This window comes from Bradyrhizobium viridifuturi (assembly GCF_001238275.1).
In the GTDB taxonomy this organism is placed as follows: Bacteria; Pseudomonadota; Alphaproteobacteria; order Rhizobiales; family Xanthobacteraceae; genus Bradyrhizobium; species Bradyrhizobium viridifuturi.
On sequence record NZ_LGTB01000001.1, the window covers coordinates 90590 to 112682 of the forward strand.

21 protein-coding genes are annotated in these 22093 nt (G+C 65.8%); 10 read left to right on the plus strand and 11 right to left on the minus strand.

Annotated features, from left to right (window positions below):
* The first annotated feature begins 299 nt into the window (after nucleotides 1-299).
* From ALC15_RS00430 to coaA, 4 genes are all read left to right on the plus strand, one after another.
* Nucleotides 300-1160: an FAD binding domain-containing protein gene (locus tag ALC15_RS00430; protein ID WP_050625819.1), complete on the plus strand. Its 861-nt coding sequence runs from the start codon at nucleotides 300-302 to the stop codon at nucleotides 1158-1160.
* Nucleotides 1161-1164: 4 nt separating this feature from the next.
* Entirely contained in the window at nucleotides 1165-1647 is a 483-nt protein-coding gene (locus ALC15_RS00435) for a (2Fe-2S)-binding protein (protein WP_050625588.1), read from the plus strand.
* The gene (locus tag ALC15_RS00440) at nucleotides 1644-3902 is read left to right on the plus strand and encodes a xanthine dehydrogenase family protein molybdopterin-binding subunit (protein WP_050625589.1); all 2259 of its coding nucleotides are present in this window, start codon (nucleotides 1644-1646) and stop codon (nucleotides 3900-3902) included. Before ALC15_RS00435 ends, ALC15_RS00440 begins: the two co-directional genes overlap by 4 nt.
* 122 nt (nucleotides 3903-4024) lie before the next feature.
* The gene (coaA, locus tag ALC15_RS00445; protein WP_050625590.1) at nucleotides 4025-4963 is read left to right on the plus strand and encodes a type I pantothenate kinase; all 939 of its coding nucleotides are present in this window, start codon (nucleotides 4025-4027) and stop codon (nucleotides 4961-4963) included.
* Between the two features lie 49 nt (nucleotides 4964-5012).
* Here the strand turns inward: coaA and ALC15_RS00450 are convergent, their stop codons facing one another.
* Nucleotides 5013-5957, minus strand: a complete 945-nt coding sequence (locus ALC15_RS00450) for an ornithine cyclodeaminase family protein (RefSeq protein WP_050625591.1) — start codon at nucleotides 5955-5957, stop codon at nucleotides 5013-5015.
* A gap of 156 nt (nucleotides 5958-6113) precedes the next feature.
* On the opposite strand from ALC15_RS00450, the gene ALC15_RS00455 reads away from it, so the two are divergent.
* Together ALC15_RS00455 and ALC15_RS00460 are read left to right on the plus strand one after the other, a co-directional pair.
* On the plus strand, nucleotides 6114-6854 hold the full coding sequence (locus tag ALC15_RS00455; protein ID WP_050625592.1) for a bestrophin-like domain: 741 nt from the start codon (nucleotides 6114-6116) through the stop codon (nucleotides 6852-6854).
* A 145-nt stretch (nucleotides 6855-6999) separates the two neighbouring features.
* Nucleotides 7000-7386, plus strand: a complete 387-nt coding sequence (locus ALC15_RS00460; RefSeq protein ID WP_050625593.1) for a COG4315 family predicted lipoprotein — start codon at nucleotides 7000-7002, stop codon at nucleotides 7384-7386.
* A gap of 83 nt (nucleotides 7387-7469) precedes the next feature.
* Here ALC15_RS00460 and ALC15_RS00465 read toward each other — a convergent pair whose 3' ends face one another.
* Nucleotides 7470-7805 (minus strand): hypothetical protein, encoded by a 336-nt coding sequence (locus ALC15_RS00465; RefSeq protein ID WP_244485857.1) that lies wholly within the window; start codon nucleotides 7803-7805, stop codon nucleotides 7470-7472.
* A gap of 192 nt (nucleotides 7806-7997) precedes the next feature.
* Nucleotides 7998-8579: an HdeD family acid-resistance protein gene (locus ALC15_RS00470; RefSeq protein WP_050625594.1), complete on the minus strand. Its 582-nt coding sequence runs from the start codon at nucleotides 8577-8579 to the stop codon at nucleotides 7998-8000.
* 235 nt (nucleotides 8580-8814) lie between these two features.
* Here ALC15_RS00470 and ALC15_RS00475 point away from each other — a divergent pair, with 235 nt between their 5' ends.
* The gene (locus tag ALC15_RS00475; protein WP_021077690.1) at nucleotides 8815-9036 is read left to right on the plus strand and encodes a dodecin; all 222 of its coding nucleotides are present in this window, start codon (nucleotides 8815-8817) and stop codon (nucleotides 9034-9036) included.
* Between the two features lie 354 nt (nucleotides 9037-9390).
* On the opposite strand, the gene ALC15_RS00480 is transcribed toward ALC15_RS00475, so the two are convergent.
* From ALC15_RS00480 to ALC15_RS00510, 7 genes are all read right to left on the minus strand, one after another.
* On the minus strand, nucleotides 9391-9951 hold the full coding sequence (locus tag ALC15_RS00480; RefSeq protein WP_050625595.1) for a GNAT family N-acetyltransferase: 561 nt from the start codon (nucleotides 9949-9951) through the stop codon (nucleotides 9391-9393).
* An 18-nt stretch (nucleotides 9952-9969) separates the two neighbouring features.
* Nucleotides 9970-12327 carry an Orn/Lys/Arg family decarboxylase gene (locus ALC15_RS00485; RefSeq protein ID WP_050625596.1) on the minus strand — a complete coding sequence of 786 codons (2358 nt, stop codon included), beginning with the start codon at nucleotides 12325-12327 and terminating at the stop codon, nucleotides 9970-9972.
* A 103-nt stretch (nucleotides 12328-12430) separates the two neighbouring features.
* Nucleotides 12431-13579 carry a DJ-1/PfpI family protein gene (locus ALC15_RS00490; protein ID WP_050625597.1) on the minus strand — a complete coding sequence of 383 codons (1149 nt, stop codon included), beginning with the start codon at nucleotides 13577-13579 and terminating at the stop codon, nucleotides 12431-12433.
* A gap of 179 nt (nucleotides 13580-13758) precedes the next feature.
* Nucleotides 13759-14373 carry a tetratricopeptide repeat protein gene (locus ALC15_RS00495; RefSeq protein WP_050625598.1) on the minus strand — a complete coding sequence of 205 codons (615 nt, stop codon included), beginning with the start codon at nucleotides 14371-14373 and terminating at the stop codon, nucleotides 13759-13761.
* Nucleotides 14374-14699: 326 nt separating this feature from the next.
* Nucleotides 14700-15122 (minus strand): cupin domain-containing protein, encoded by a 423-nt coding sequence (locus ALC15_RS00500; RefSeq protein ID WP_050625821.1) that lies wholly within the window; start codon nucleotides 15120-15122, stop codon nucleotides 14700-14702.
* 84 nt (nucleotides 15123-15206) lie between these two features.
* Nucleotides 15207-16940, minus strand: coding sequence for an adenylate/guanylate cyclase domain-containing protein (locus tag ALC15_RS00505; RefSeq protein WP_050625599.1), 1734 nt, complete (start codon nucleotides 16938-16940; stop codon nucleotides 15207-15209).
* Between the two features lie 129 nt (nucleotides 16941-17069).
* Nucleotides 17070-17624, minus strand: a complete 555-nt coding sequence (locus ALC15_RS00510; protein ID WP_050625600.1) for a PAS domain-containing protein — start codon at nucleotides 17622-17624, stop codon at nucleotides 17070-17072.
* A gap of 489 nt (nucleotides 17625-18113) precedes the next feature.
* Here ALC15_RS00510 and ALC15_RS00515 point away from each other — a divergent pair, with 489 nt between their 5' ends.
* Together ALC15_RS00515 and ALC15_RS00520 are read left to right on the plus strand one after the other, a co-directional pair.
* Nucleotides 18114-18911: a rhomboid family intramembrane serine protease gene (locus ALC15_RS00515; RefSeq protein WP_050625601.1), complete on the plus strand. Its 798-nt coding sequence runs from the start codon at nucleotides 18114-18116 to the stop codon at nucleotides 18909-18911.
* 190 nt (nucleotides 18912-19101) lie between these two features.
* Nucleotides 19102-19530 carry a CBS domain-containing protein gene (locus ALC15_RS00520; protein ID WP_050625602.1) on the plus strand — a complete coding sequence of 143 codons (429 nt, stop codon included), beginning with the start codon at nucleotides 19102-19104 and terminating at the stop codon, nucleotides 19528-19530.
* A gap of 3 nt (nucleotides 19531-19533) precedes the next feature.
* Here the strand turns inward: ALC15_RS00520 and ALC15_RS00525 are convergent, their stop codons facing one another.
* Entirely contained in the window at nucleotides 19534-20580 is a 1047-nt protein-coding gene (locus tag ALC15_RS00525; RefSeq protein ID WP_050625603.1) for a patatin-like phospholipase family protein, read from the minus strand.
* 256 nt (nucleotides 20581-20836) lie between these two features.
* Between ALC15_RS00525 and ALC15_RS00530 the strand changes: the two genes are divergently transcribed.
* A complete protein-coding gene (locus ALC15_RS00530; RefSeq protein ID WP_050625822.1) occupies nucleotides 20837-21907 on the plus strand; it encodes a hypothetical protein in 1071 nt (356 codons plus the stop codon).
* Nucleotides 21908-22093: the final 186 nt, after the last annotated feature.

The window sequence follows — 22093 nt, forward strand, 5'->3', positions numbered from 1 at the left end:
TCACCAATCCGTTGTTGAAGGCAAGCAAGAGCCGGGCCGCCAGCCGGGCGCCGGGTTTCCTGGATCGGTCGGGTGAACATTCGGTGACCGCGGCCGCACCGCGCGTTGTGCCGTCACCGCACAAGTCCGCATCCTGCATAGGAGCCTGCGCTTCCTGCCGCACCTCGCAGGCTGTTCGGACCCTGATCCGCCGTGTAGGCTTGGGGTCCTGCCGGCCAGCAATAAGGCCATATCCCGCAAAGGGAACAAGCAGCGCGAACAAGCAGCTGAGGGAGACCGGAAGAACCGTCATGACCGATATCCGATACGTAGCACCGCGCACGCTTGATGAAGCGATTGGCGCATTTGCTGCCGCCGGGAGTGCCGCCCGCATTATGGCTGGGGGCACCGACTTATTGGTGCAAATGCGCTCCGGCCTGGTGCGGCCGGGATTGATCGTCGACATCAAGAAGATCGGCGAGATGACCGAAATCACCGAGACCGCCGACGGCGGTTTCCGCGTCGGTGCCGCCGTCTCCGGCATGGAGCTCGCCGAGCACCCGCGCTTCGGCAAGGTGTGGCCGGGCGTGCTCGAGGCCGTGAACCTGATCGGCTCCAAGCAGGTGCAGGGCCGTGCCTCTGCCGGCGGCAATCTCTGCAACGGCTCGCCGGCCGGCGACAGCGTGCCGGCGATGATCGCGGCGGGTGCCGTGGTCACCGTGCAGGGCCCGAACGGCCGCCGCGAGATCAAGGTCGAGGACGTGCCGGCCGGACCGGGACGGACCAACCTCAAGCCGGGCGAGATCCTGGTCGGCTTCGCGTTGCCGCCGCGGCCCAAAGGCTCGAGCGATGCGTATCTGCGGATGATCCCGCGCACCGAGATGGACATCGCGGTGGTCGGCATCGGCGTCAGCCTGACGTTAAAGGACGGCGTCTGCACCGCGGCCCGTGTCGGCCTCGGCGCGGTGGCGCCGACCGCGCTGTTGGTCGCACCCGCCGCGCAAGCACTTGTCGGCTCGAAGCTCGACGATGCCGCGCTGGAAGCAGCCGCCGCCGCCTGCCGCGCCGCCTGCCGTCCGATCGACGACAAGCGCGGCACCATCGCATATCGCACCAAGACTGCCGGCGTGCTGCTCAAGCGCACCGCCGCGATCGCCGCCCAGCGCGCGGGAGGACATTAGCATCATGGCGAAACTGCACGTCACCACCTCGGTCAACGGCGAGCCGGTCGAATTCCTGTGCGAGCCGTATGAGACCATGCTCGATGCGCTGCGCGGGCAATTGGGGCTCACCGGCTCCAAGGAAGGCTGCTCGTCCGGCGATTGCGGCGCCTGCTCGATCACGCTCGATGGCCGTCTCGTCTGCTCCTGCCTGATGCTCGCGGCCGAGGCCGAAGGCCACGAGATCCGGACCATCGAGGGCATGGCCAGGGGCGGCGAACTGCATCCGTTGCAGCAGAAGTTCCTCGAGCACGCCGCGCTCCAGTGCGGCATCTGCACCTCGGGCATGCTGGTCGCGTCCGAGGCGCTGCTCGCCAAGAATTCCAATCCGACCGAAGAGGAAGTCCGCTTCTGGCTCGCCGGCAATCTCTGCCGGTGCACCGGTTACGACAAGATCGTCCGCGCGGTGATGGAGACCGCGGCTGAAATGCGGGAGACTGCGCGATGAACGTCGTCAATAACAAATGGATCGGCCAGCGTACCATCCGGCCCGATGGCGTCGACAAGGTCACCGGCCGCGCGGCGTTTGCCGCCGACACCACGATGCCCGGCATGATCTGGGGCAAGGTGCTGCGCAGCCCGCATCCACATGCCCGCATCAAGGCGATCAATACCGCCAAGGCCGAGGCGCTGCCCGGCGTCAAGGCAGTGGTCACCTCGCGTGACATCGTCGACTTCACGATCGAGAAGGGCGCCGTGATGCTCGGCATCCAGGACATGCGCTGGATGTGCCGCAACGTGATGGCGCGCGACAAGGCGCTGTTCCCCGGCCACCCTGTCGCCGCCGTCGCCGCGACATCAGAGGAGATCGCGGCTGAAGCCTGCAAGCTGATCGAGGTCGACTACGAGGTGCTGCCCTGGGCGATCGAGATCGACGACGCGCTCAAGGACGGCGCGCCGATCCTGCACGAGTTCAACAAATTCGACGGCAAGCCCTCGAACATCATGGGCCGCATCGAATCGAAGAAGGGCGACATCGCGCAGGGATTCAAGGACGCCGAGATCGTGATCGAGCGCTCCTTCACCACGCGCCCGGTGCACCAGGGCTATATCGAGCCGCATGCCTGCCTGATCTCGGTCGCGGCCGACGGCAAGACCACGATCTGGTCGTCGAGCCAGGGCCAGTTCATGGTGCGCGCGATGACGTCGATGCTGACGGGAATCCCGCAGAGCGACATCCGCGCCATCCCCGCCGAGATCGGCGGCGGCTTCGGCGGCAAGACCATCGTCTATCTCGAACCGCTTGCGACCTTGCTCGCCAAGAAATCCGGCCGTCCGGTGAAGATGGTGATGACGCGCGAGGAGGTGATGCGCGCGACAGGGCCGACCTCGGGCTCGAAGAGCACGGTGAAGATCGGCGCGAAGAAGGACGGCACCATCGTCGCCGCGCATGGCAGCTTCTATCTGCAGGCCGGAGCCTTCCCGGGCTCGCCGATCCGCGGTGCGGTCGGGTGCAGCTTCGCGCCCTATGACATTCCGCATGTGCTGTCGGAAGGCTTCGACGTCTGCTCCAACCGCTCCAAGGTCGCGGCCTATCGCGCGCCCGGTGCGCCGATCGGCGCCTATGCGGTGGAATGCGTGCTCGACGAGCTCGCCGAGGCACTGAAGATGGATCCGCTGGCGCTGCGGCTGAAGAACGCCGCCAAGGAGGGCACCAAGGCCGCGCACGGCCCGGTATTCCCGCGCATCGGTTACATCGAGACGCTGGAAGCCGCCAAGAACCATCCGCATTATGCGGCGCCGCTCGGCAAGCTTCAGGGCAGGGGCGTCGCCTCGGGCTTCTGGTTCAACGCCGGCGGTGAATCCTCCGCGCAGGTCAACATCACCGAGGACGGCAATGTCGTCGTCACGACGGGGCATCCCGATATCGGCGGCTCGCGCGCCGGCATCGCCAACATCTGCGCCGAGCTGCTCGGCATCGACTACAAGCGCGTCTCCGTCATCATCGGCGATACCCAGACGGTCGGCTTCTCCAACCTGACCGGCGGCAGCCGCGTGCTGTTCGCCTCCTCGATGGTGGTGACGCAGGCCGCCGACAAGGTGATCGCAACCTTGCGCGAGCGCGCGGCGAAGCTCTGGGAGATCGACCCTGAGGCCGTGAAGTGGGAGAACGGCGCCGCGCATCCGGTCAGTCCAAACGCCGGCCAGTTCGAGCCGTTAACGCTTGCCGACCTCGCCGAGAAGGCGCCGTCGCAGGGCGGCCCGATCGGCGCCAGCGTGCAGCTCAACACGCAAGGAGCAGAGGGCGGCTTCGGCACGCATATCTGCGACGTCGAGGTCGATGTCGATCTCGGCATCGTCAGGGTGATCCGCTACACCGCCGTGCAGGATGTCGGCCGCGCCGTGCATCCGAGCTATGTCGAGGGCCAGCTGCAGGGCGGCGTCGCGCAGGGCATCGGCTGGGCGCTGAACGAGGAGTACATCTACAACAAGGACGGCAAGGTCGATAATCCGGGCTTCCTCGATTATCGCATGCCGGTCTGCTCCGACCTTCCGATGCTCGACTGCGCGCTGGTCGAGGTGCCGAACCCAAAGCACCCGCAGGGCGTCAAGGGCGTCGGCGAGGTGCCGCTGGTGCCTGTCATGGCCGCGGTCGCCAACGCCGTGCACAACGCGCTCGGCAAGCGCTTCTACAGCCTGCCGATGTCGCCGCCGAAGGTGTCGGCGGCGCTCGATGCGCCGACACAGCAGGCCGCGGAGTAGGGAGCGTCGGGCGGGTTAGGCTGCGCTAACCCGCCCTGCGATTCCTGTCTGGGTAATGACCATTGACGTTCCTGGCTCCGCCTCGGCAAGATTTGATCGGATACATCAGCTTACCGTGACGGATGAGGATGACCCAGCCCGACGAGCTGTCCGCCTACATGATCTTCGGGCGTAGTGACTGGGCCGCGTTGCGCGCGAGCACCTCGCTGACGCTGTCGGACGCTGACCTCGCGGCGCTGCGCGGCCTGAACGGGCCGATCACATCGGTCGAAGTCAGCGACGTCTATCTGCCGCTCACGCGGCTGTTGAACCTGCATTTCTCGGCGGCGCGCAATCTCGCGCAGGTCAAGGCGGAGTTCCTCGGCCGGCCGGCGCGCCGCTCGCCCTACATCGTCGCATTGGCAGGCAGCGTCGGCGTCGGCAAGAGCACCTTTGCGCGTGTGCTGTGCGCGCTGCTGGCCGGCTGGGCTGATCATCCACGCGTCGAGCTGGTGACGACCGACGGCTTCCTGCACGCCAATGCCGTTCTGGAAGAGCGCGGCCTGATGCGGCGCAAGGGCTTTCCGGACAGCTACGATCTGCCGCGGATGCTGCGCTTTCTCGCAGCGGCCAAGGCGGGTGAGAGCGAGCTGGAGCTGCCTGTGTACTCGCATTTGATCGGCGATATCGTTCCGTCGGAACGGCAGGTCATCGCGCAGCCGGACATCTTGGTGTTCGAGGGCCTCAACGTGCTGCTGGCGCGCGGCACGGCGCCGGTGGTGGTCTCGGATTTCTTCGACTTCTCGATCTATCTCGATGCCGACGAGGCCGACATCCAGTCCTGGTATGTCGAGCGCTTCCTGAGGCTGCAGCCGACCGCGTTCCGAAGCCCGGCATCCTATTTCCACCATTACCGGGACCTGCCGCCGAGCGATGCGCGCGAGGTCGCGGAGCGGCTGTGGCGCGAGCATCACCGCGCCAATCTCAGGGAGAACATCCTGCCGACGCGGACCCGCGCCGACGTCGTGCTGCGCAAGCGCTCCGATCATTCGATCGGCGAGGTCTGGTTGCGGGAGACTTAGCGCAAGTACGTCGACCGGATGAGCCAACGCGCCACACGACCGTGGGCGGTCAGCGCAGCTCCTTCCCGAGCTGCGCAAGCACCGTCTCGCAGGTCATCAGGTCGAGGTGCCCGCCGCCGGCGTTCTTGAAGAAGGTGATGTCGCTTTCCGACAAGCGGCCCTTCACCTTGCCGCCGGCGAGGTCGTAGTGGTCGCCGAGCACGTCGCTCTCCTTGATCGCGCCGCTGGCGATCGGCTGCAGGATGTCGCCGACGCCGTCGAAGGCGGATTCGCGGCGGTCGACGAAGATGCGTGAGCGCCGCGCCGCCTCGTCGTCGGACTCGCGGGTGTCGGGGGTGAAGCCGCCGACCAGATCGAGATGGGCGCCGGGCTTCAGGTTCGCGCCCTTGACCAGCGGCTCGCGCGAGCGGGTGCAGGTGGTGATGATGTCGGCCTCGTGGGTCGCGGCGTCGAGGTCGGTGACGGCCGTGGCGGCGATGCCGTCGGCTTCGAGCAGAGTGGCGAGTTCCTGCGCGCGCTCTACGGTCCGGTTCCAGACCCGCACCTGCTTCAACGACGGCCGCACCGTGCGGTGCCCGCGCACCAGCCAGCGCGCCATCTCGCCGGCGCCGACCACCAGCAGCGTCTGGGCATCCGGCCGCGCCAGGTGCTTGGCGCCGAGCGCGGAATCCGCGGCAGTCTTCCAGTGGGTGATCTCGGCGGCGTCCATCACCGCGAGCGGCCGGCCGTCATTGCCGTCGAACAGCACGCAGACCGCCTGCACCGCCGGCAGCTTGCCGTGCGCGAGGTTGCCCGGGAAGCTGGTGTAGAGCTTGGTCATCATGAAGCGGCCGGCATCGACCGCGCTGCGGGTCACCAGCTGCTGGCCCTTGTCGTCGCCGAGATAGCTGTCATGAACCGCAATCTTCGGCCGCCGGTGCGCCGCCTCGATCGCCTCGATCAGGACCGGAAAGCTCAGGACGCGGTTGACCTCGCTGTCGTCGACAATATGCACGTCGTTCTCCTCTGGGCGCCCTTGCGCGCCTCCCGGAGCGCGCCAAAGCCGCTCCGGACTGGATAGCGCGTGGGGAAGGCTAGTCAACCGGACATGCGCCGCACCGCGCCCCTTGCTATCCTGCGCACCTGATTCTCTCGCAGGTCTCCGCAAGCCGTGGTTGCAGTCGTCGTCGCCATCCTGATCTTCATGCTGCTCGGCGGCGCCGCGCTTGGGACCATGGCGATCCATGGCCGGCTCCGGGATCATCACCGCAGCGATGAGACCAATACCTCGGTACGCCTGGTCGCGACGCTGTTCGTCACCATGCCGTCGCTGCTGCTCGGCTTGATGATGAACAATGCCGCCAACACCTATGTGGCGGTTGACCGCAATCTGCATGTCTTCGCCACCGACCTCATCCTGCTCGACCGCAGCCTGCGGCCGCTTGGCCCCAGCGCCGACGAACCGCGCAAGCACCTGCTCGCCTATGTCGAGCAGGCACTCAAGGATGCCCCGATCTCGCGCGCGAACGAGGTGTCCGAACATCTGCTCGACGAGGTCGGCAACAGTCTCCGCGAGCTGAAGTTCAACGACGAGCAGAAGATCGCGCTGTGGAACGAGGCCCGGTCGGTCTATCGGCAGGCAGTGCAGCAGCGCTGGACCTTTGTCGAGCAGTCCGACGGTTCGTTTCCGTCGCCGCTGATCTGCATCCTGGTCGGATGGCTGACGCTGATGTTCGCGACGCTGGGCTTTCGCGCGCCGCGCAACGCGGTCGTGGTCTCGACCTATGTCGCCGCGGCTGCGCTGATCGCGGCCGCGATCTATCTGATCCTCGAAATGAGCACGCCGTTCTCCGGCCCGATCCAGCTTTCCGACCGCCCGCTGGTGCGCGCGGCCGAGGAGATCAGGCGGTAGCTGCCGGTATCGGCACGCGCTCTCGGCTTTATTCCCCTCACTTCAGCCGCTCGGCCGGAAATTGTTTCCGCACCGCCGGCGGAATAGTGCAGGCCTTCGCGCGTCCTTACGCATGCAAGTCGTTTGCATTCGAAAGGGAGACATCATGAAGACAAAGCTCGCACTCACGCTCGCCACCGCCGCTTCGTTCGCACTCGCGTCCGCCGCCTTGGCGGCGCCGCCGACCAAAACCGGCACCACGGCGAAGGGTTCCGTCCTGACCGATACCAAGGGCATGACGCTCTACACGTTCGACAAGGACACCGACGGCAAGTCGGCCTGCAACGGACCCTGTGCGACCAACTGGCCGGTGCTGAAGGCGGACGCCGGCGACAAGGCCGAAGGCGGCTACACCATTATCTCGCGTGACGACGGCTCGAAGCAGTGGGCCTACAAGGGCAAGCCGCTTTATACCTTCGCCAAGGACCAGAAGGCCGGCGACATCACCGGCGACGGCTTTCTCAACGGCGCCTGGCACCTCGCGCAGCCCTGAGGCGTTGCAAGGAGCAGAGCAGGGCGGGTTGGCGCAAGCCTAACCCGCCATCTCTCCGCGCGCGAGGTTTTCGGCGGATCATGCTAGCGGCCGCCGCCACCACCGCCTCCTCCGCCACCACCTCCGCCTGCGCTCAGCAGGCTTTGATTGTAGCGCGGATCGGACTGTTTCATGTAGGCCGGGGAGATGTCGCGGTTGCGCGCGCGACCTGGATCGCCTTGTGGACCAGACTGCCCGCATCCCTCCGTGAAGAGGAAGAAACTGCAGGGCGGAACGACACGCGGCTGAAATGCATGGGCTGCCGTGGTCGTCAGCGCCGTCGTGGCGACGGTGGTGGCCAGCACGGCGGCTGCCGCCAACGCGGTGGTGCTCGCGACGGTAAACAACGTCGCAGACGATAATCTCGATCGCATCGACATAGGAAATTCCATCCTTCGGTTCGGCAAAACCGGAATGGCCCGGTCGCCATATTGGACGGGGCCTGATGGAAGTGGGTTCGAGCGGGAAGCCGCGATTTGGCGATGTGGACACGACAACGTGAAGGCGCCAAAAGGCGCGCCTTCCGTGGACGACTTAGGCTTCGCCGGCCGGTTTGCCTGCGCCCGGCGCGCTCAGGTGCGCTGCTTCAGAGCCATGCCCATGCTGATCCAGCTGACGCCGGCGCAGATCAAGTCGACGCTGAGGAAGATGCCGAGCACGTAAAGGCTCGACACCGGCCAGCGTGCCAGGATCATGGCACCGAGCACGAGCGTGATCAGCCCGGAGATCGCGACCATTCCCCACGGCGCGGCCGAGTTCATGCCGAACGCCAGGAAGATGCGGACGATGCCGGAGACCACCAGCGCGATGCCGAGGAACAGCGTCAGCGTCGCCGCGGCGAGCAGCGGGTTCTCGAAGGTGATGAAGCCTGCGACGACATAGAGTGCGCCGAGCAGCAGCCAGAACAGGAACTTGCCCCACGTCTTGAACTGGAAGGCGTTGATGATCTCGGCAACGCCGGCGACGATCATCATGGCGCCGACGAACAGCACGCTGACCACGGTGGCAAAGAACACGCTGCCGAAGGCAAGCACGCCAGCGATCAGGTAGATCACGCCGAGGGCGACGATCCAACCCCACTTCGCGCGAAGGTTGGCAAGCCCGGATCCGAGGCTGTGAGGAGGTGTGGCGGGTGAGCTGGACGCTGTGGACATCGTATCGCTCCCGAATGCTGAACCGTTTCATGCTACCATAGGTGAGCGCACGGACAAGGGCAGGCGTAAGGCGGCACTAAATGCATGATGGCACCAAACGCGCCGCGACACGTTGATTCAAATCAACCGGCGTGTTGCCGCGCAGCATTGGATCGACGGCGGCCGGTAGCAGACGACGGACTGTCCGGATTAGACTGCAAACTGTCCGGATTGCGCATCCACAGAGGAGGTCGACATGCCCACGACGCACGACAAGGACCACGTCTACAAGATCCTCGAACTGGTCGGATCATCGGACAAGAGCATCGAGGCGGCGATCGAGAACGCCGTCAGCCGCGCGTCGAAGACGATCCGGGAAATGAAATGGTTCGAGGTGGTGCAGACGCGGGGCCATATCGAAGGCGGCAAGGTCGCGCACTATCAGGTGACGCTGCGGGTCGGCTTCACGCTGGAGTAGGGCGCAGGCTGCCGGCAACTTGCTGCCGGTTATTCGTCAGCCTGTCGGATGGTTAGAGCCCCATCCACACCTGTCATCGCCCGGCTTGACCGGGCGATCCAGTACGCCGCGGCCTCTCGGCTCAAGCACTGCCGTCTCTGGAATACTGGATCACCCGCTTTCGCGGGTGATGACACCGCGTGTTTGACGTTTTGAGTCGAGATCCGTCCTCACCGTCGCTGGCGAAGGCCAGGACTCATTACCCCAAATCTTAATTGTTGCGCGAAGCTGGGGCCCGCTATCCCATCTAGACTGAATGCGGTGGTTATGGGTCCTGGCTTTCGCCAGGACGACGAATGGAAGGAGCCGGGCCCATCACCGCCGTGACAGCGGTGCGGGCGGGGGCGGGGCGGTGGCGCCGGCGGCGAGTGAGCGCTGCACCATCACGGTGTCGGACCAGCGGCCGTAGCGGTAGGCGACACCCGGTAAATGCCCGACGCGGGCAAAGCCGAAGCGATCGTGCAACGCGAGCGAAGCGGCGTTGTCGCTGTCGATGTAACCGATCATCTGGCGAAAGCCGGCCGCGGCGCAGGTGTCGACCAATTCCTGCAGCAGCTTGCCGCCGACGCCCTTGCCGGTGAAACGGTGGTGAATGTAGATCGAGTGCTTCACCGTGTAGCGATAGGCCGGGCGCTTGCGGAACTGGACCACATAGGCATAGCCCACCACCTCGCCGTCGCACACCGCGACGAGGTGCGGCAGGCGGGTGCTGCGCAGGTTCTTGCGGCGGTCGCGCAGATCGTCCGGCTCGGGCGTGCCGGAGTCGTCGACGCTCTCCTCGATGCCGTGGCGGATGTGATGGCGGTAGATCGACAGCATCGCGTCGACGTCGCTGTCGCGCGAGGCGCGGACGGTGATCTTGTGATCATTCTCCATTGTGCTGCGTCCGCCGGCCTATTCGGACACGACATAGGTGTAGAAGCGGACCCGGCCGGCCTCGTCGATCTCCTTGTAGATGCCCTGCACCTCGACCTCGAAGCCCGGGAACGCGTTGAAGCTCGCCTCGAACATCTTGAGATAATCGATCATCGGCTTGCTTCGTTCCGACAGCCGCTCGCCCGGCACGATGGTGGCGATGCCGGGCGGGTAGACCACGAACGGTGTCGCGGCGACGCGGCCGAAGATCTGGTCGATCGGCAGATAGTCGACGTCGTTGCGGATCAGGTATTGCGCGGCCTGGCGCGGCGACATCGCGATCTCCGGCAGATGTTCGGGCAGGAACTGCCTGGCCTGCAGCGTGCTGACGCCGCCGTCGCGGAAGAAGCGGTGCATGTCGCCGCAGAGGTCGCGCAGCCGCACCCCGCTGTAGCGTTGCGGGCGGCGGCGGAAGAATTCGGGGATGACGTCCTCGATCAGCGCGTTGTCGTCGTGCAGTTTCTTGAAGGCGACGAGCCCGGAGACCAGCGTACCGGCCTTGCTGGCCTCGACGCCCGGCGTCAGCAGGAAGAGCAGGGAGTTGAGGTCGTTCTTCTCGGCGACGATCTGGTTCTCGCGCAGATATTGCGCCACGACCGGAGCGGGGATGCCATGATCGGTATAGGCGCCGGTGGCGTGGTCGAAGCCCGGCGTCAGCAAGGTGAGCTTGTTCGGGTCGGTCATGGCAAAGCCCGCGGTCAGCTCGGGGAAGCCGTGCCAGGCCTCGCCCGGACTGAGCTGCCAGTAGGACGGCGTGGTCGCAAGCTGGTCGGTCGAGATGGTCTCCCAGGCGACATTGTGCACGCCGTTCTCGCGCGCGACGTCCGGGATCATCACGCGATCCGGCACGAACGGCTCGAAGAACCAGCGCCGCTCGGCGCGCGTCTCCTTCTCCTCGAACTCGCGCTTCACCGCGCGGATCTTCTTGCGCAGCTCGATGCCGAGCCGGATCGTGTCGTCCCACAGCACCTCGCCGGAGCGGCCCTTCATCATCTGCGCGCCGACGTCGAGCGAGGCGAAGATCGGATAGAACGGCGAGGTCGAGGCGTGTTGCATGAAGCTTTCGTTGAAGCGGCGGTGCTCGACCCGGCGCTTCTGGCCCTTGATGTGGCGGTCGCGGATGTGGATCTGCGAGGCCTGCGAGAAGCTCGCGAGCTGCTTGTGGGTCGATTGGGTGGCGATGATGCCGGGCGCCTCGGGGCCGAGATTGGCGAGCCCCATCGCGAACCGCCCGGCATAGATCGGGTGGAATTTCATGAAGCCGGCCCAGGCCTCGTCGAACAGGATGTAGTCGCAGAGATGGCCGATCCGCTTCAGGATCATCTCGGCCGAGTGGATGGTGCCATCATAGGTGCACTGCTCGATCACCGCGACGCGGAACGGGCGCTCCTTCTTCCAGGCGTTCTCGTCCTTGACCAGCGGGTGCTTGCGGATGTGGTCGCGCAGCGTGCCTTCGTCGAGCAGGTCCCAGCGCATCGGGCCGATCAGGCCCCAGGCGTTGCGCACGGTCGGCACGTAGACCGGGATGCCGCCGCCGATCAAGAGCGCGCCGTGATGGGCGGCCTTGTGGTTGTTGCGGTCGAACAGCACGAGGTCGCCGTCGGTGACCAGCGAGCCGAGCGCGACCTTGTTCGAGGTCGAGGTGCCGTTGAGCACGAAATAGGTCTTCTCGGCGCCGAAGATCCGCGCGGCTTCCTTCTGCGCCTTCAGCGCCGGCCCCTCATGGGTGAGGAGGTCGCCGAGGTCGAGCACGGAATTGTCGAGGTCGTCGCGGAACACGGCTTCGCCGAGATGCTCGACGAACACCCGGCCGATCGGGCTGCGGCTGTAGAACACGCCGCCATTGTGGCCCGGGCAGGTCCAGAGCTGGTTGCCTTCCTCGGCGTAGTCGACCAGCGCGCCGAAGAACGGCGTCTTCAGGTTCTCGGCATATTGCTTGAGCCTGGAGATCAAATTCTTGGCGATGAAGGGCGGGGTCTCCTCGGACAAGAAGACGTAGCCGTCGATGAAGTCGAGCACCTCGACCGGCAGGTCCTCGAACCGCTTGCGGCGGATCAAGAGGATGATCGGGAAGTCGAGGCCGCGGCGGCGCATCAGGTTGATCAGCGCGGCGGTCTTGCCCTCGAGTCCCTTCTTGCCCCAGTCGACCACCATGCAGCCGATCGCGGCATCGGTCTGCACCGCGATCTCGGCATCTTCCAGCTTGCGGGCGCGGACCACCTCGAAGCCGGAGCGCTCGATCTCGGTGATGATCTGGTTGAAGCGGATGCCCTCGAGGTCGTCGGCCTCGAAAACCGGCGCGGCGAACAGGAAGTTGAAGCGTTTGAAATAGTCCATGCGTGTCCCCGAACTGTGCTGGCGCTGACGTGTCGGCACTATTCATGACAAACAGATGACAATTGGGGCGGGATGTCGAATTGGTTCTCCGGTGCACCGCGCCTCACGGCGCGGCCTGAGCCCGGGGGTATTCCAGCTGCATGGCGACGAAGTCGGCCGTCGCTCGGCCGTAGCGCGTCTCGATCCCGGCGAGAGCCTGGTCGAGCGCCTGCGCGGGCGATACCGCTCCGAGCGCGGGGAGCAGGCGGTCCGCGGGCCAGCCGGTTGCCACCGCTTGCGGATAGATGCGCAGACCGTTTCGGGTCGTCACGGCGTCGCCATTCGCGGCGAAAGTCGCAGCATTCGAGCGCAAGGTTCGCGACCAGGCGTCCGCGACCAGCGCCAGCGAGACCTCGTCGACACCGGGCATGAGCGCCAGACCAAGCTGCTCGTGGTTCCAGAACGCCAGCGTGTTCCGGATCGCGGTCAGCGCGAAGGGGCGAGTGAACCTGAAGGCGTCGCTGTCATGGCGCGCGTCCCAGCCGGGCAGGCCGATCTCGTGGGCGACGGCCTCGGCCCTGGCGCGGCCGGCGATCGCCTCGATCAGGGTGAGCGACATCGGCATCGACGCCGAAATCCCCGTCGTGGTCGCCACGCCACGGTCGACCACGATACGGCGGTCGGCGACGTATCGGATATCGGGATGATTGTCGCGCCAGTGCTTCAGGTAGAACCAATGCGTGGTTGCGCGCTTGCCGTCGAGCAGGCCGGTCGAGGCCACGACCTTGCCGCCGGCGCATATGCCGACGATCACGGCGCCTCGCTCGGCCTGGCGCCTGATCCATTGCATGACGACAGGGTCGTCGTCGCGGCTCATCGCGGGCACGATGACGTAGTCGGCTCCGTCGGGGTGCGCAGCATCGAACGCGGCAATCGTGGCATCAGGCTCGACCTTCAGCACCGGAAACAGTGTGACCGGACCGGGGCCCGTCGCCAGCGTGACGACATCGGCGATATCGGCACGCTTGAGGATGCCGTATGGCATCAGATAGTCGGTGGTCTCGGTCATGTCGTTGATGCCGATGATCGCGATCAACGGGCGGGTGCGCTTCGGCTTGAGCGCCGCGAGCGTGGCGTCTTGTTCCTGTTGCGTGATCGGCGGCTGAAGTTTGAAGACCGATGCGGCGGGCAGAGTGAAGAGCCAGACCCCGCCAACAATTAGAACCAGCACGGCGACGGCAATGCCGCTCCACGCGAGAAGCCGCCAGGTCATGATGATCGATCTCGTATCCGCTTCCGTCGCACGGCGCGGAAACTAGTTGGTGCGCACTCGGATCGGAATGGCGAAATTCCCGCAAAAACGGACACGCGCGCAGCCCCGGATGAGTGCGAGCGACTCGGGGGCCGCGCTTTCCCGCACATCGCTGTCGCGCATGCGGGCGACCAGCTCGTTCAATAGACGAGGCTTGTCCCTGGTGGCTTCTCGAGCGCGGCCGCCAGCGAGCGATATTCGTCGCAAGACGTGCCGCAGATTTCGGCGATCCGGCTCAGATGATACTGGGCGGCATCGCGGTTGCCCTGTTCGATCTGCCACAAGCCGTAGTAGTTCCACGTCAGCACGTGGTTCGGATCGGCCTTCAGCGCACGCTCGTACCAGACCTGCGACTGCTTGTAGTCGCCGAGCTTGCGGTATGAGTAGCCGATCAGATTGGCGACGTTGGGCTGATCGTCACGGCCGAGCGCGTGCAACTGCTCGATGGCGGCGGTGTAGTCGTTACGCTCGTAGATTGTTGCATAGGCCGCGCGGTAACCGTCGCGGAATGCCGGATCGTCGAAGCTGGATTGCTTGGCCGGCTTCTTGACCCTGTGCGTGGTCTTTCTGTCCTTCTCCTGGGGATAGGCCGGCGCGGGCGTGCTGTAGCTCGACCCGTAGAGCTCGCCGCTGCCGGCTCCTCCTCCGCCGCCACCGCCGCCGCCGGCAGCGCGGGCGGTCTGCTGCGGGAACAGAATGATCGGCGCCGTCAGAACTGCCGCAAGCATTGCGAGCTTCGTCTGTGACTTGATCATGCGCACCTCCCGATTCGATGTGGACCGTCATTGGTCTGAAGCATCAACTCCCAATCGCAGGAGACATTCCGTCCGTTCTGAAAAATATCTGTCGATGCGGCAATCGCACTGTCGCTTCCGGACGTAGCGCTTGCGCGTGCGATCGGACGGCGGAGCCGAAACTAACATCGGTGTTAGAATCTGACGCGCAGTGACGAGCCGGCTGGCGTTCGACTGTTCGCCGAAGAGAAGATTTCTCGATCTCGACATCAACGGCAGGCTTCACCGAGAACGATCGAGGCTCAGTTGTGAATGCGCGTGCCAGTCCTGAACCCGTCGGGATCGCCTCAAGGCGCCACGGGCACCAAGCCGTAGCGCAGCATGGTTTCCTTCATCTTCGCCGGATCAGGCGCGCCGCCAGTCAGCAGCGCTGCCATCTCCTTGAAGTATAGCGGGCCGAGTACGCCGGGGCTCAGCATGCAGAGACAGCTCGCGGGATCGTTCGAGCGGTTGATGAAGCCGTGCACGATGCCGCGCTTGATGAACACCGTGTCGCCGGCGCCGAGGTCGATGTCCTTGCCGTCGACCCGCCAGGTCGAAACGCCCGATAGCCCGTAGATGGTCTCGTCCCAGCTCTCGTGATAATGCGGGATCGGCATCCGCGCGTTCGGCTGCAGCGTCATCTCGAACAGGTCGACGCTCCCGCCGGTGGTCTCCTTGCTCTGCAGGAATTTCAGTTGCAAGGCGCCGAGATTGATCAGTTCGGGCATGATGGTCTCGTGCATGGTTGTGTGCAGGATAGGCGACGGCGCGATGTGACGCCAACGGCCGGCGCTCCCCGGTGGAGTGGGCCGCTACTTGGACTCCAGGTGCCAGGCGCCGTCCCAATCCGCCGCCGGTGGATTTTGCCTGAACGTCGCGACGCGCGCCTTCATCGCGATCGACGGTCCGTCGCCCGGCGCGGCAGCCAGCGCCGCAGCGAAAGCCTGCTCGGCATCGTCCCAGCGGCGCTCGCGATAGGCGGCGAGACCATCCGCATAGTGCTGCCGCAGCTCGGTCTGCGCCGGCGTCAGCTCGTCCTTCTTGCCGATGATCTCGAACACGGCGACCGGCTGGGTCTGGCCAACCGCGACGAGCCGGTCGATCTCGCGCAGCTCGATGGTGGCGGCACAGGCCGCGGCGGTCGCCTCCGAGATCAGGCTGCGGCTGCCGTAGAACTTGTTGGCGCCTTCCAGCCGCGAGGCGAGGTTCACGGTGTCGCCGAGCACGGTGTAGCTCATCATAAACTCGGAGCCGATGCTGCCGACCAGCGCTTCGCCGGTGGCGATCCCGATCCTGATATCGCAGTCGGCCGGGATCGTGCGCACGCCGAGCAGCTCGGGCAGATCCTTGCGCAGCTTGTCGACCTGGCCGACCATGTCGATGGCGGCAAGTGCGGCGAGGTGGGTCTGCTCGGCCTCCTCGACGAAGGGGGCGCCCCAATAGGCCATGATGGCGTCGCCGATATATTTGTCGATGATGCCGCGATGGGCATGGACCGGTGCCGACATCGTCGACAGATAGAGGTTCATGATCTTGACGAGGCCGCTCGGCGTCACGCCTTCGCTCAGGCGCGTAAAACCCTTCATGTCGCAGAACATCACCGTCATGACACGGCGCTGTCCTTCCGTGGCGGCGATTGCCGGTTGCTCGAGCAGGCCCTCGGCGATCCGCGGGTTGATGTAGCGGCCAAAGGTCTCGCGGATCCGCTGGTTGTGGCGCAGCGTCTCGATCATGCGGTTGAAGGCGGCTGAGAGCTGGCCGATCTCGTCCTGGGTCGTGATGGCGATGGCGCCGTCGAGGCGGCCCGCCTCGACCTCGCGGGTGCCCTCGAGGAGGCGCATCACGGGCCGCGTGATGCCGCTGCCAACCAGCATCGCGAACACGAAGCCGAGGATCGCGGCAATCGCGGTCACGACGCCGGAGATGATGATCGCCCGCTGCTGGGCACTCATGACCTTCGCGGCGGCCGAAGAGACTTGAGCCAGCATATCGGCGCGGATGCTTTCGACCCTGGTGTTGAAGTCGTCGCGCAGGGCGTCGGCGCGGAGCGTGGTCTGGCGCGCGGCGGCAAAATCCTTGGCGTCGATCTGCTCGAGCAGCGCCTTGTTCTCCGCGTTCAGGCGCATCAGGAGGTCATTGACGGCATTGTCGATGCGGTCATCGAGACGCCCGAGCGCGGCATTGTCCGACGGCGTCGAGGGATCGGCGATGATCGCATCGATCAGCGCGCGCGCCGCATCGGCCTCGCGCTTGATCAGGGGCTCGATCTCGTTGAAGGCCTTGCGCGCGTTTTCGTAGCCGGCGTCTTCGCCGGGCGCCTGCATCTTCGCCATCATCATCCGGCGCATCGCGAGCGAGCGCTCCAGCGCGCGGATGTTGACGCGGGCGAGATGGCCGTAGGCGGGGATGTAGCGGTTGGTGAGCTCGTCCAGGAGATGGCCGACCTGGCCCGCCATCACCATGGACAGCAGCGAGGTGATCACCGCGAGGACGATCAGTCCCGCGGCAATGCCGACGATCTTCTGCCTGATCGAATTTCGAAACATGCCCAGCCCGGCCGCAGCTGCAATAAGCGGGTTGCCCCCGCCGTGGCGGCGAACCAGCTAATAGAGTTCCAGGGCCCGCGGTGCAAGCGACCGGTGCCCGCTATCCCGTCGCCAGACAGGCGTCAGGGGCTAGCGCAGCCCCTCATAAACCATCAGGCCGCGCGCGATCGCGAGCTTGCGCAGGGTCCGCGGCACGAAGCGCTCCTGGGGATGCAGGTAACGCCACGAGGTCAGCACCAGACCGTGCAGCCGGGTGACGTCGTCCTCGAACGGGGCGAGCAGGCCGGTCAGGCTCGCCGGCATGTGGACGCGGGCGGTGAAGGGCAGCAGCAGCAATTCCAGATGCGCCTTGGACCCGGTCTCGGTCGTCGCGGTGATGCCGGCGATGGCCGGCAGGGTCTCTTCGACGACGCAGGTGATGATGTCCTCGATCTCGCCGCGGCTCTCGTCGGTGAACAGGGCCGAAAAACTCTGGTTCTTGAGGTCGCAGCCGAGCAGGGCGGAGGTGCGGGTGCCGGCGACGCGGAAGGGGAAACGGGTCTCGCCGTCGTAGGCCAGCACGAAGATGTCGGACAGCAGCTCACGCACCGCGGACGGTTCGAACTCACTCCGGTCGGGGGCACGTGCGGTGCCGCGCTTCGCGTTCCAATAGGCGAAGAATTCGCGGCTGGAGCTGTGTTTCATCTAAAGAACCTTGCCCGGCGCCTGTCTCGGCGGGACACATCTGTCCCGGTTTTGCTCAGGAGCCTTCCCTTCTCTGTTGTGCAGGGAAGCCTGTGCAGCGTCCATGCCGCGGCCGCGGTTTGGGCGGCTTATCGGCAGCTTTGTGTTGTTAACGTAAATTTAACTATGTCCTTGGCGCCGGCGGAACCTGCACGTAGGGTCCGTGCGTTCCCGTTCGCCGGCTGCCCCAAGCGCCGGCGTGGTTGGTACACAGGCGGCGTCAAACAGTTTGGTCACCGTGCGGGGAGGGGTGGGGATGTTCTCCCGATCCCTCTGGGGCACGAGAAGACCAGCCGATCAGGGAGGGTGTTCTCAGCGCCCTCCCTTTTCTTTTGCCTCGATTGCGGCGCCGCGCGACACCCGGTGTCCGATTACGGGATTGTGCACTTGCACAGGGGTGTGAAAGCCGCCTATCTCTGATTCACAGCCGCTTTTGAGGTCGCCGACCCCTTGGACTCCCATCCCGAATCCCCGCTCGCCCCGCCGCCGGAGGCGCCGCGCGAGCCGATCCTGACCTTGCCGCCGGCGCTCACCGCCTACATCCTCCTGATCGCGGTGATCCATCTGCGGGTGCTGCTGCCGCCGGAGATGGAGAACTGGACCGTCGACGTCTTCGGCTTCATCCCGAAGCGCTACGATTCGACGCTGCTCGACATCACCTTCCCGGGCGGAGAGGGCGCCAAGGTCTGGACCTTCGTCACCTATTCGCTGCTGCACGCCAACCTCACCCATATCGGCTTCAACGTGCTGTGGCTGTTGCCGTTCGGCAGCGCGCTGGCGCGGCGCTTCGGCGCGGTGCGCTTCTTCGTCTTCATGGCGGTGACGGCGGCCGCCGGTGCGCTCGCGCATCTGTTGACCCATGAGCACGCGATCGCGCCGATGATCGGCGCATCGGCCTCGGTGTCGGGAACGATGGCGGCGGCGATCCGCTTCGCTTTCGTCAAGGGCAGCTTCCTGTCGTTCAGCCGCGGCGATGCCGATGCGGCCGCCAAGGTGCCCGCGCTGTCGCTGTGGCGGGCGCTGCGCAACGGACGGGTGCTCGCCTTCCTGGCGATCTGGTTCGGCGTCAATATCCTGTTCGGCGCCACCTCGCTGTCGCTCGGCGGCGAGGAGGCGAGTGTCGCCTGGCAGGCTCACATCGGCGGCTTCCTCGCCGGACTGTTGCTGTTCTCGCTGTTCGATCCGATCCCGCGCGCGCGAGACGATGCTGCAGATGCGTCATCGGCGGATCAGTCGAGCCGCATCTGATCCCCGCTTGCGGCTCGGTTCGAATTCCTCCATCATCTTTGCGACGCAGAAACAAAGCGGGCCGGCAAATCGAGCCCAGCTACTGACCGCGCCCCGGAACCGAAATCGGCGCGGAACTGTTGATTGAAGACTCTGGCGAACAGGCGCGGCCCCGCTCAAGCGAGGCGCGGACGGATTCAGGGAGGCGACAATGACGGTACGTTCCATTCTCGATGCAAAGGGCCATCAGGTCATGAGCGTCGCGCCCGGCGCGAAGCTCTCGGCTGCGGTGAAGCTGCTCGGCGAGCGCAAGATCGGCGCGGTGCTGGTGATGGAGCAGGGCCGGATGGAAGGCATCCTGTCGGAGCGCGACATCGTCCGCGTGCTCTCGGAGCGCGGCGCGGGCGCGCTGGACGAGCCGGTGAGCGCGGTCATGACCAAAAAGGTCGTGAGCTGCCGGCAGTCCGATACGGTCAGCGCGCTGATGGAAATGATGACGACCGGAAAATTCCGCCATCTGCCCGTCGTCGAGGACGGCAAGGTGGTCGGGCTGATCTCGATCGGCGACATCGTCAAGAGCCGCGTGCAGGAATATGAGCGCGAGCAGGAAGCGCTGCGCGACTACATCAAGACCGCCTGAGCGCTATTTTCCGGTGGTGCCCCCGCCGGTCGACGGCGGCACCAGGATCTCGATGGCTTCCTCGATCGCCCCGATGGCGCGTTCGGCCGCGCGGATGCCGTGTGCGATCAGGTCGTCGGCGCGGTGGAAGTCGAACCAGCCGATCTGGCCGACCCGCGGCGAGATCAGCATGTCCGGCGGGTCGCCGGCAAGCCGCGCACGGGTGATGCGGTCCTGCATGATGTTGAAGGCGTCGACCATGACGCTCGAGATGCCGGGCCGGCTGGCGCTGCCGAAAAACTCCCGCTTCACGGTGCGTTCGGCGGAGAAGAAGCGGCCAAACCTGCGCTTCGGGGGATCCGGCTCGATTTCGGCGTCGGCGGTCACCGCGACCGTCACCTCGGGCGCGGCCGACGGCCCGTGATTGTAGATCGTGGTCGAGTGCGCGAACACGTCGCTGGAGAGGTTGGCCGCAATCACGATCTCGGCGCCGAGCGCGCGGGCGGCGGAGACCGGCACCGGGTTGACCAGCGCGCCGTCAACCAGCCAGCGGTCGCCGATCAGCACCGGCGCGAAGATGCCGGGCAGGGCGTAGGAGGCCCGCATGGCGTCGACGACCCGGCCCTGGGTCAGCCAAATCTCGTGCCCGGTGCGGACTTCGGTCGCGACGCTGGCGAACTTGACCGCGAGGTCCTCGATCATGACCTGGCCGAGCGCGCCTTCGATCTCGGCGGCAAGCTTGGAGCCGCCGATCAGGCCCGAGCCGTTGAGGCGGATGTCGAGGTAGCCCAGCACGCTGCGCGGCTGCAGGCTGCGGGCCCATTGCTCCAGCGTGTCGATATGGCCGGCCGCATAGGCGCCGCCGACCACGGATCCGATCGAGGTGCCGACCACGACGTTGGGGACGATGCCATGGGCAAGCAGGGTCTTGATGATGCCGATATGGGCGAAGCCGCGCGCGGCGCCGCCGCCGAGCGCAAGCCCGATCACCGGCCGGCGAACCGTTCCCAGTCCGACCTTGTCGGGGCCGTCGGAGCTCTTGTGGCCGCGGCCCATCCAGCTATCCAACACGACAAATCTCCTGCCAGCGCGAGACTAGGCCGCGCGACATGACTGCGCCAGCGTCGTCCGTGTTCATGGTTATTCCCTACAGGCACGATTCATGCCTCGGGTCGACCGCGGTAGGCAGGGAATGTGACTGGACCGCGACGGTAGGGCTAACATCGGCTTGATCGAGCGGTTCCAAATGGGGAGAGAGCCCGCCAGGACTGTGACGAAGCTTCGACGAAGGCTTGAATTTGCCGCGTTTTCGTTGAAAAGCATGAACATGACTACGAGGGGCAACGGCATCGGCGGATGCGGACGGGGCATGCGGCTCCTTCCGCTATTGACGCTTGCGGCATTTTTGCTCGCCCTGATCCCCGGTTCCGCCTCCGCGCAGTTCTTCAGCGACCGGCCGCCGCCGATCCCGCCGGCATCGGTGCCGGACGTGCAGACCGGCCCGGCGCTCAATCTGGCGCCGCCATCCGGTGCCGGATCGGGGCCCGTGCTGCCCGGCCCGCTGAACCAGCCGACCATCGTCCAGCCATCGATTGCGACCGTGCCTCCGGTGACGCCGCCGGCCGGCTCGCCGACCGCGGGGCAGGCGGTGCTGTCGCTGACGGCGCGGTACGGCAAGGATCTGCCGGTCATCAATGCCGGGCTGGTGTGGCGGGTGTTCGCCGACAAGCCGGATGACAACGGCACCTACAAGCTGATCCGCGAGGAGCGGGGGGCGACGCCCAACGTGGTGCTGCCGCCCGGCAACTACGTCGTCCATGTCGCGCTTGGCCTCGTCAGCGCGGTGCGCGCCGTCAGCCTGAAGTCGGAGACCGACCGCGAATCCTTCGTGCTGCCGGCCGGTGGCCTGCGGATCGAGGGCAAGGTCGGATCGAGCAAGATCCCGGCCAACCAGATCGCGTTTGCGATCTACAAGGGCAGCCAGTTCGACGGCTCGGACCGTGGTCCGTTGGTGCCGAACGTCGCCGCCGGCGACGTCGCGCTGCTGCCGGAGGGCACCTACTACATCGTCTCCAACTATGGCGACGCCAACTCGGTGGTGCGTTCCGACATTCGTGTCGCGGCGGGCAAGCTGACCGACGTCACCGTGACCCATCGCGCGGCCGTCATTACCCTCAAGCTGGTCAGCGAGAAGGGCGGCGAGGCGCTCGCCAACACCGCATGGTCGGTGATCACGCCGGGCGGCGACGTGATCAAGGAATCGATCGGCGCGTTCCCGCGCGTCGTGCTCTCCGAAGGCGAGTATCGCGCGATCGCCAAGAACGAGGGCAAGGTGTTCGAGCGTCCGTTCAACGTCGTCAACGGGGTCGACGGCGAAGTCGAGGTCGTGGCGCGCTGACGCCCGATCGAACTGCATTTCATGCAACTGTCATGGTCTCTAACGCGAACTAACCATCGCGCGAATTTGTGCTGTCATAATCGCTGGCGATGACGCACGGCGTCGCCATTTTTACATGACGTTAAGCCGCGGCATGACTTGGATGCCACGGGGATTTTTGCCTGGGCATGATCCTTTCGGAAATTC

What these genes read in the sequence shown, in the direction of transcription:
- ALC15_RS00435 (WP_050625588.1), top strand. Translation starts at nt 1,165, where the DNA reads ATGGCGAAACTGCACGTCACCACCTCGGTCAACGGCGAGCCGGTCGAA.
- ALC15_RS00440 (WP_050625589.1), top strand. Translation starts at nt 1,644, where the DNA reads ATGAACGTCGTCAATAACAAATGGATCGGCCAGCGTACCATCCGGCCC.
- coaA (WP_050625590.1), top strand. Translation starts at nt 4,025, where the DNA reads ATGAGGATGACCCAGCCCGACGAGCTGTCCGCCTACATGATCTTCGGG.
- ALC15_RS00460 (WP_050625593.1), top strand. Translation starts at nt 7,000, where the DNA reads ATGAAGACAAAGCTCGCACTCACGCTCGCCACCGCCGCTTCGTTCGCA.
- ALC15_RS00465 (WP_244485857.1), bottom strand. Translation starts at nt 7,805, where the DNA reads ATGTCGATGCGATCGAGATTATCGTCTGCGACGTTGTTTACCGTCGCG.
- ALC15_RS00470 (WP_050625594.1), bottom strand. Translation starts at nt 8,579, where the DNA reads ATGTCCACAGCGTCCAGCTCACCCGCCACACCTCCTCACAGCCTCGGA.
- ALC15_RS00475 (WP_021077690.1), top strand. Translation starts at nt 8,815, where the DNA reads ATGCCCACGACGCACGACAAGGACCACGTCTACAAGATCCTCGAACTG.
- ALC15_RS00480 (WP_050625595.1), bottom strand. Translation starts at nt 9,951, where the DNA reads ATGGAGAATGATCACAAGATCACCGTCCGCGCCTCGCGCGACAGCGAC.
- ALC15_RS00485 (WP_050625596.1), bottom strand. Translation starts at nt 12,327, where the DNA reads ATGGACTATTTCAAACGCTTCAACTTCCTGTTCGCCGCGCCGGTTTTC.
- ALC15_RS00490 (WP_050625597.1), bottom strand. Translation starts at nt 13,579, where the DNA reads ATGACCTGGCGGCTTCTCGCGTGGAGCGGCATTGCCGTCGCCGTGCTG.
- ALC15_RS00495 (WP_050625598.1), bottom strand. Translation starts at nt 14,373, where the DNA reads ATGATCAAGTCACAGACGAAGCTCGCAATGCTTGCGGCAGTTCTGACG.
- ALC15_RS00500 (WP_050625821.1), bottom strand. Translation starts at nt 15,122, where the DNA reads ATGCCCGAACTGATCAATCTCGGCGCCTTGCAACTGAAATTCCTGCAG.
- ALC15_RS00505 (WP_050625599.1), bottom strand. Translation starts at nt 16,940, where the DNA reads ATGTTTCGAAATTCGATCAGGCAGAAGATCGTCGGCATTGCCGCGGGA.
- ALC15_RS00510 (WP_050625600.1), bottom strand. Translation starts at nt 17,624, where the DNA reads ATGAAACACAGCTCCAGCCGCGAATTCTTCGCCTATTGGAACGCGAAG.
- ALC15_RS00520 (WP_050625602.1), top strand. Translation starts at nt 19,102, where the DNA reads ATGACGGTACGTTCCATTCTCGATGCAAAGGGCCATCAGGTCATGAGC.
- ALC15_RS00530 (WP_050625822.1), top strand. Translation starts at nt 20,837, where the DNA reads ATGACTACGAGGGGCAACGGCATCGGCGGATGCGGACGGGGCATGCGG.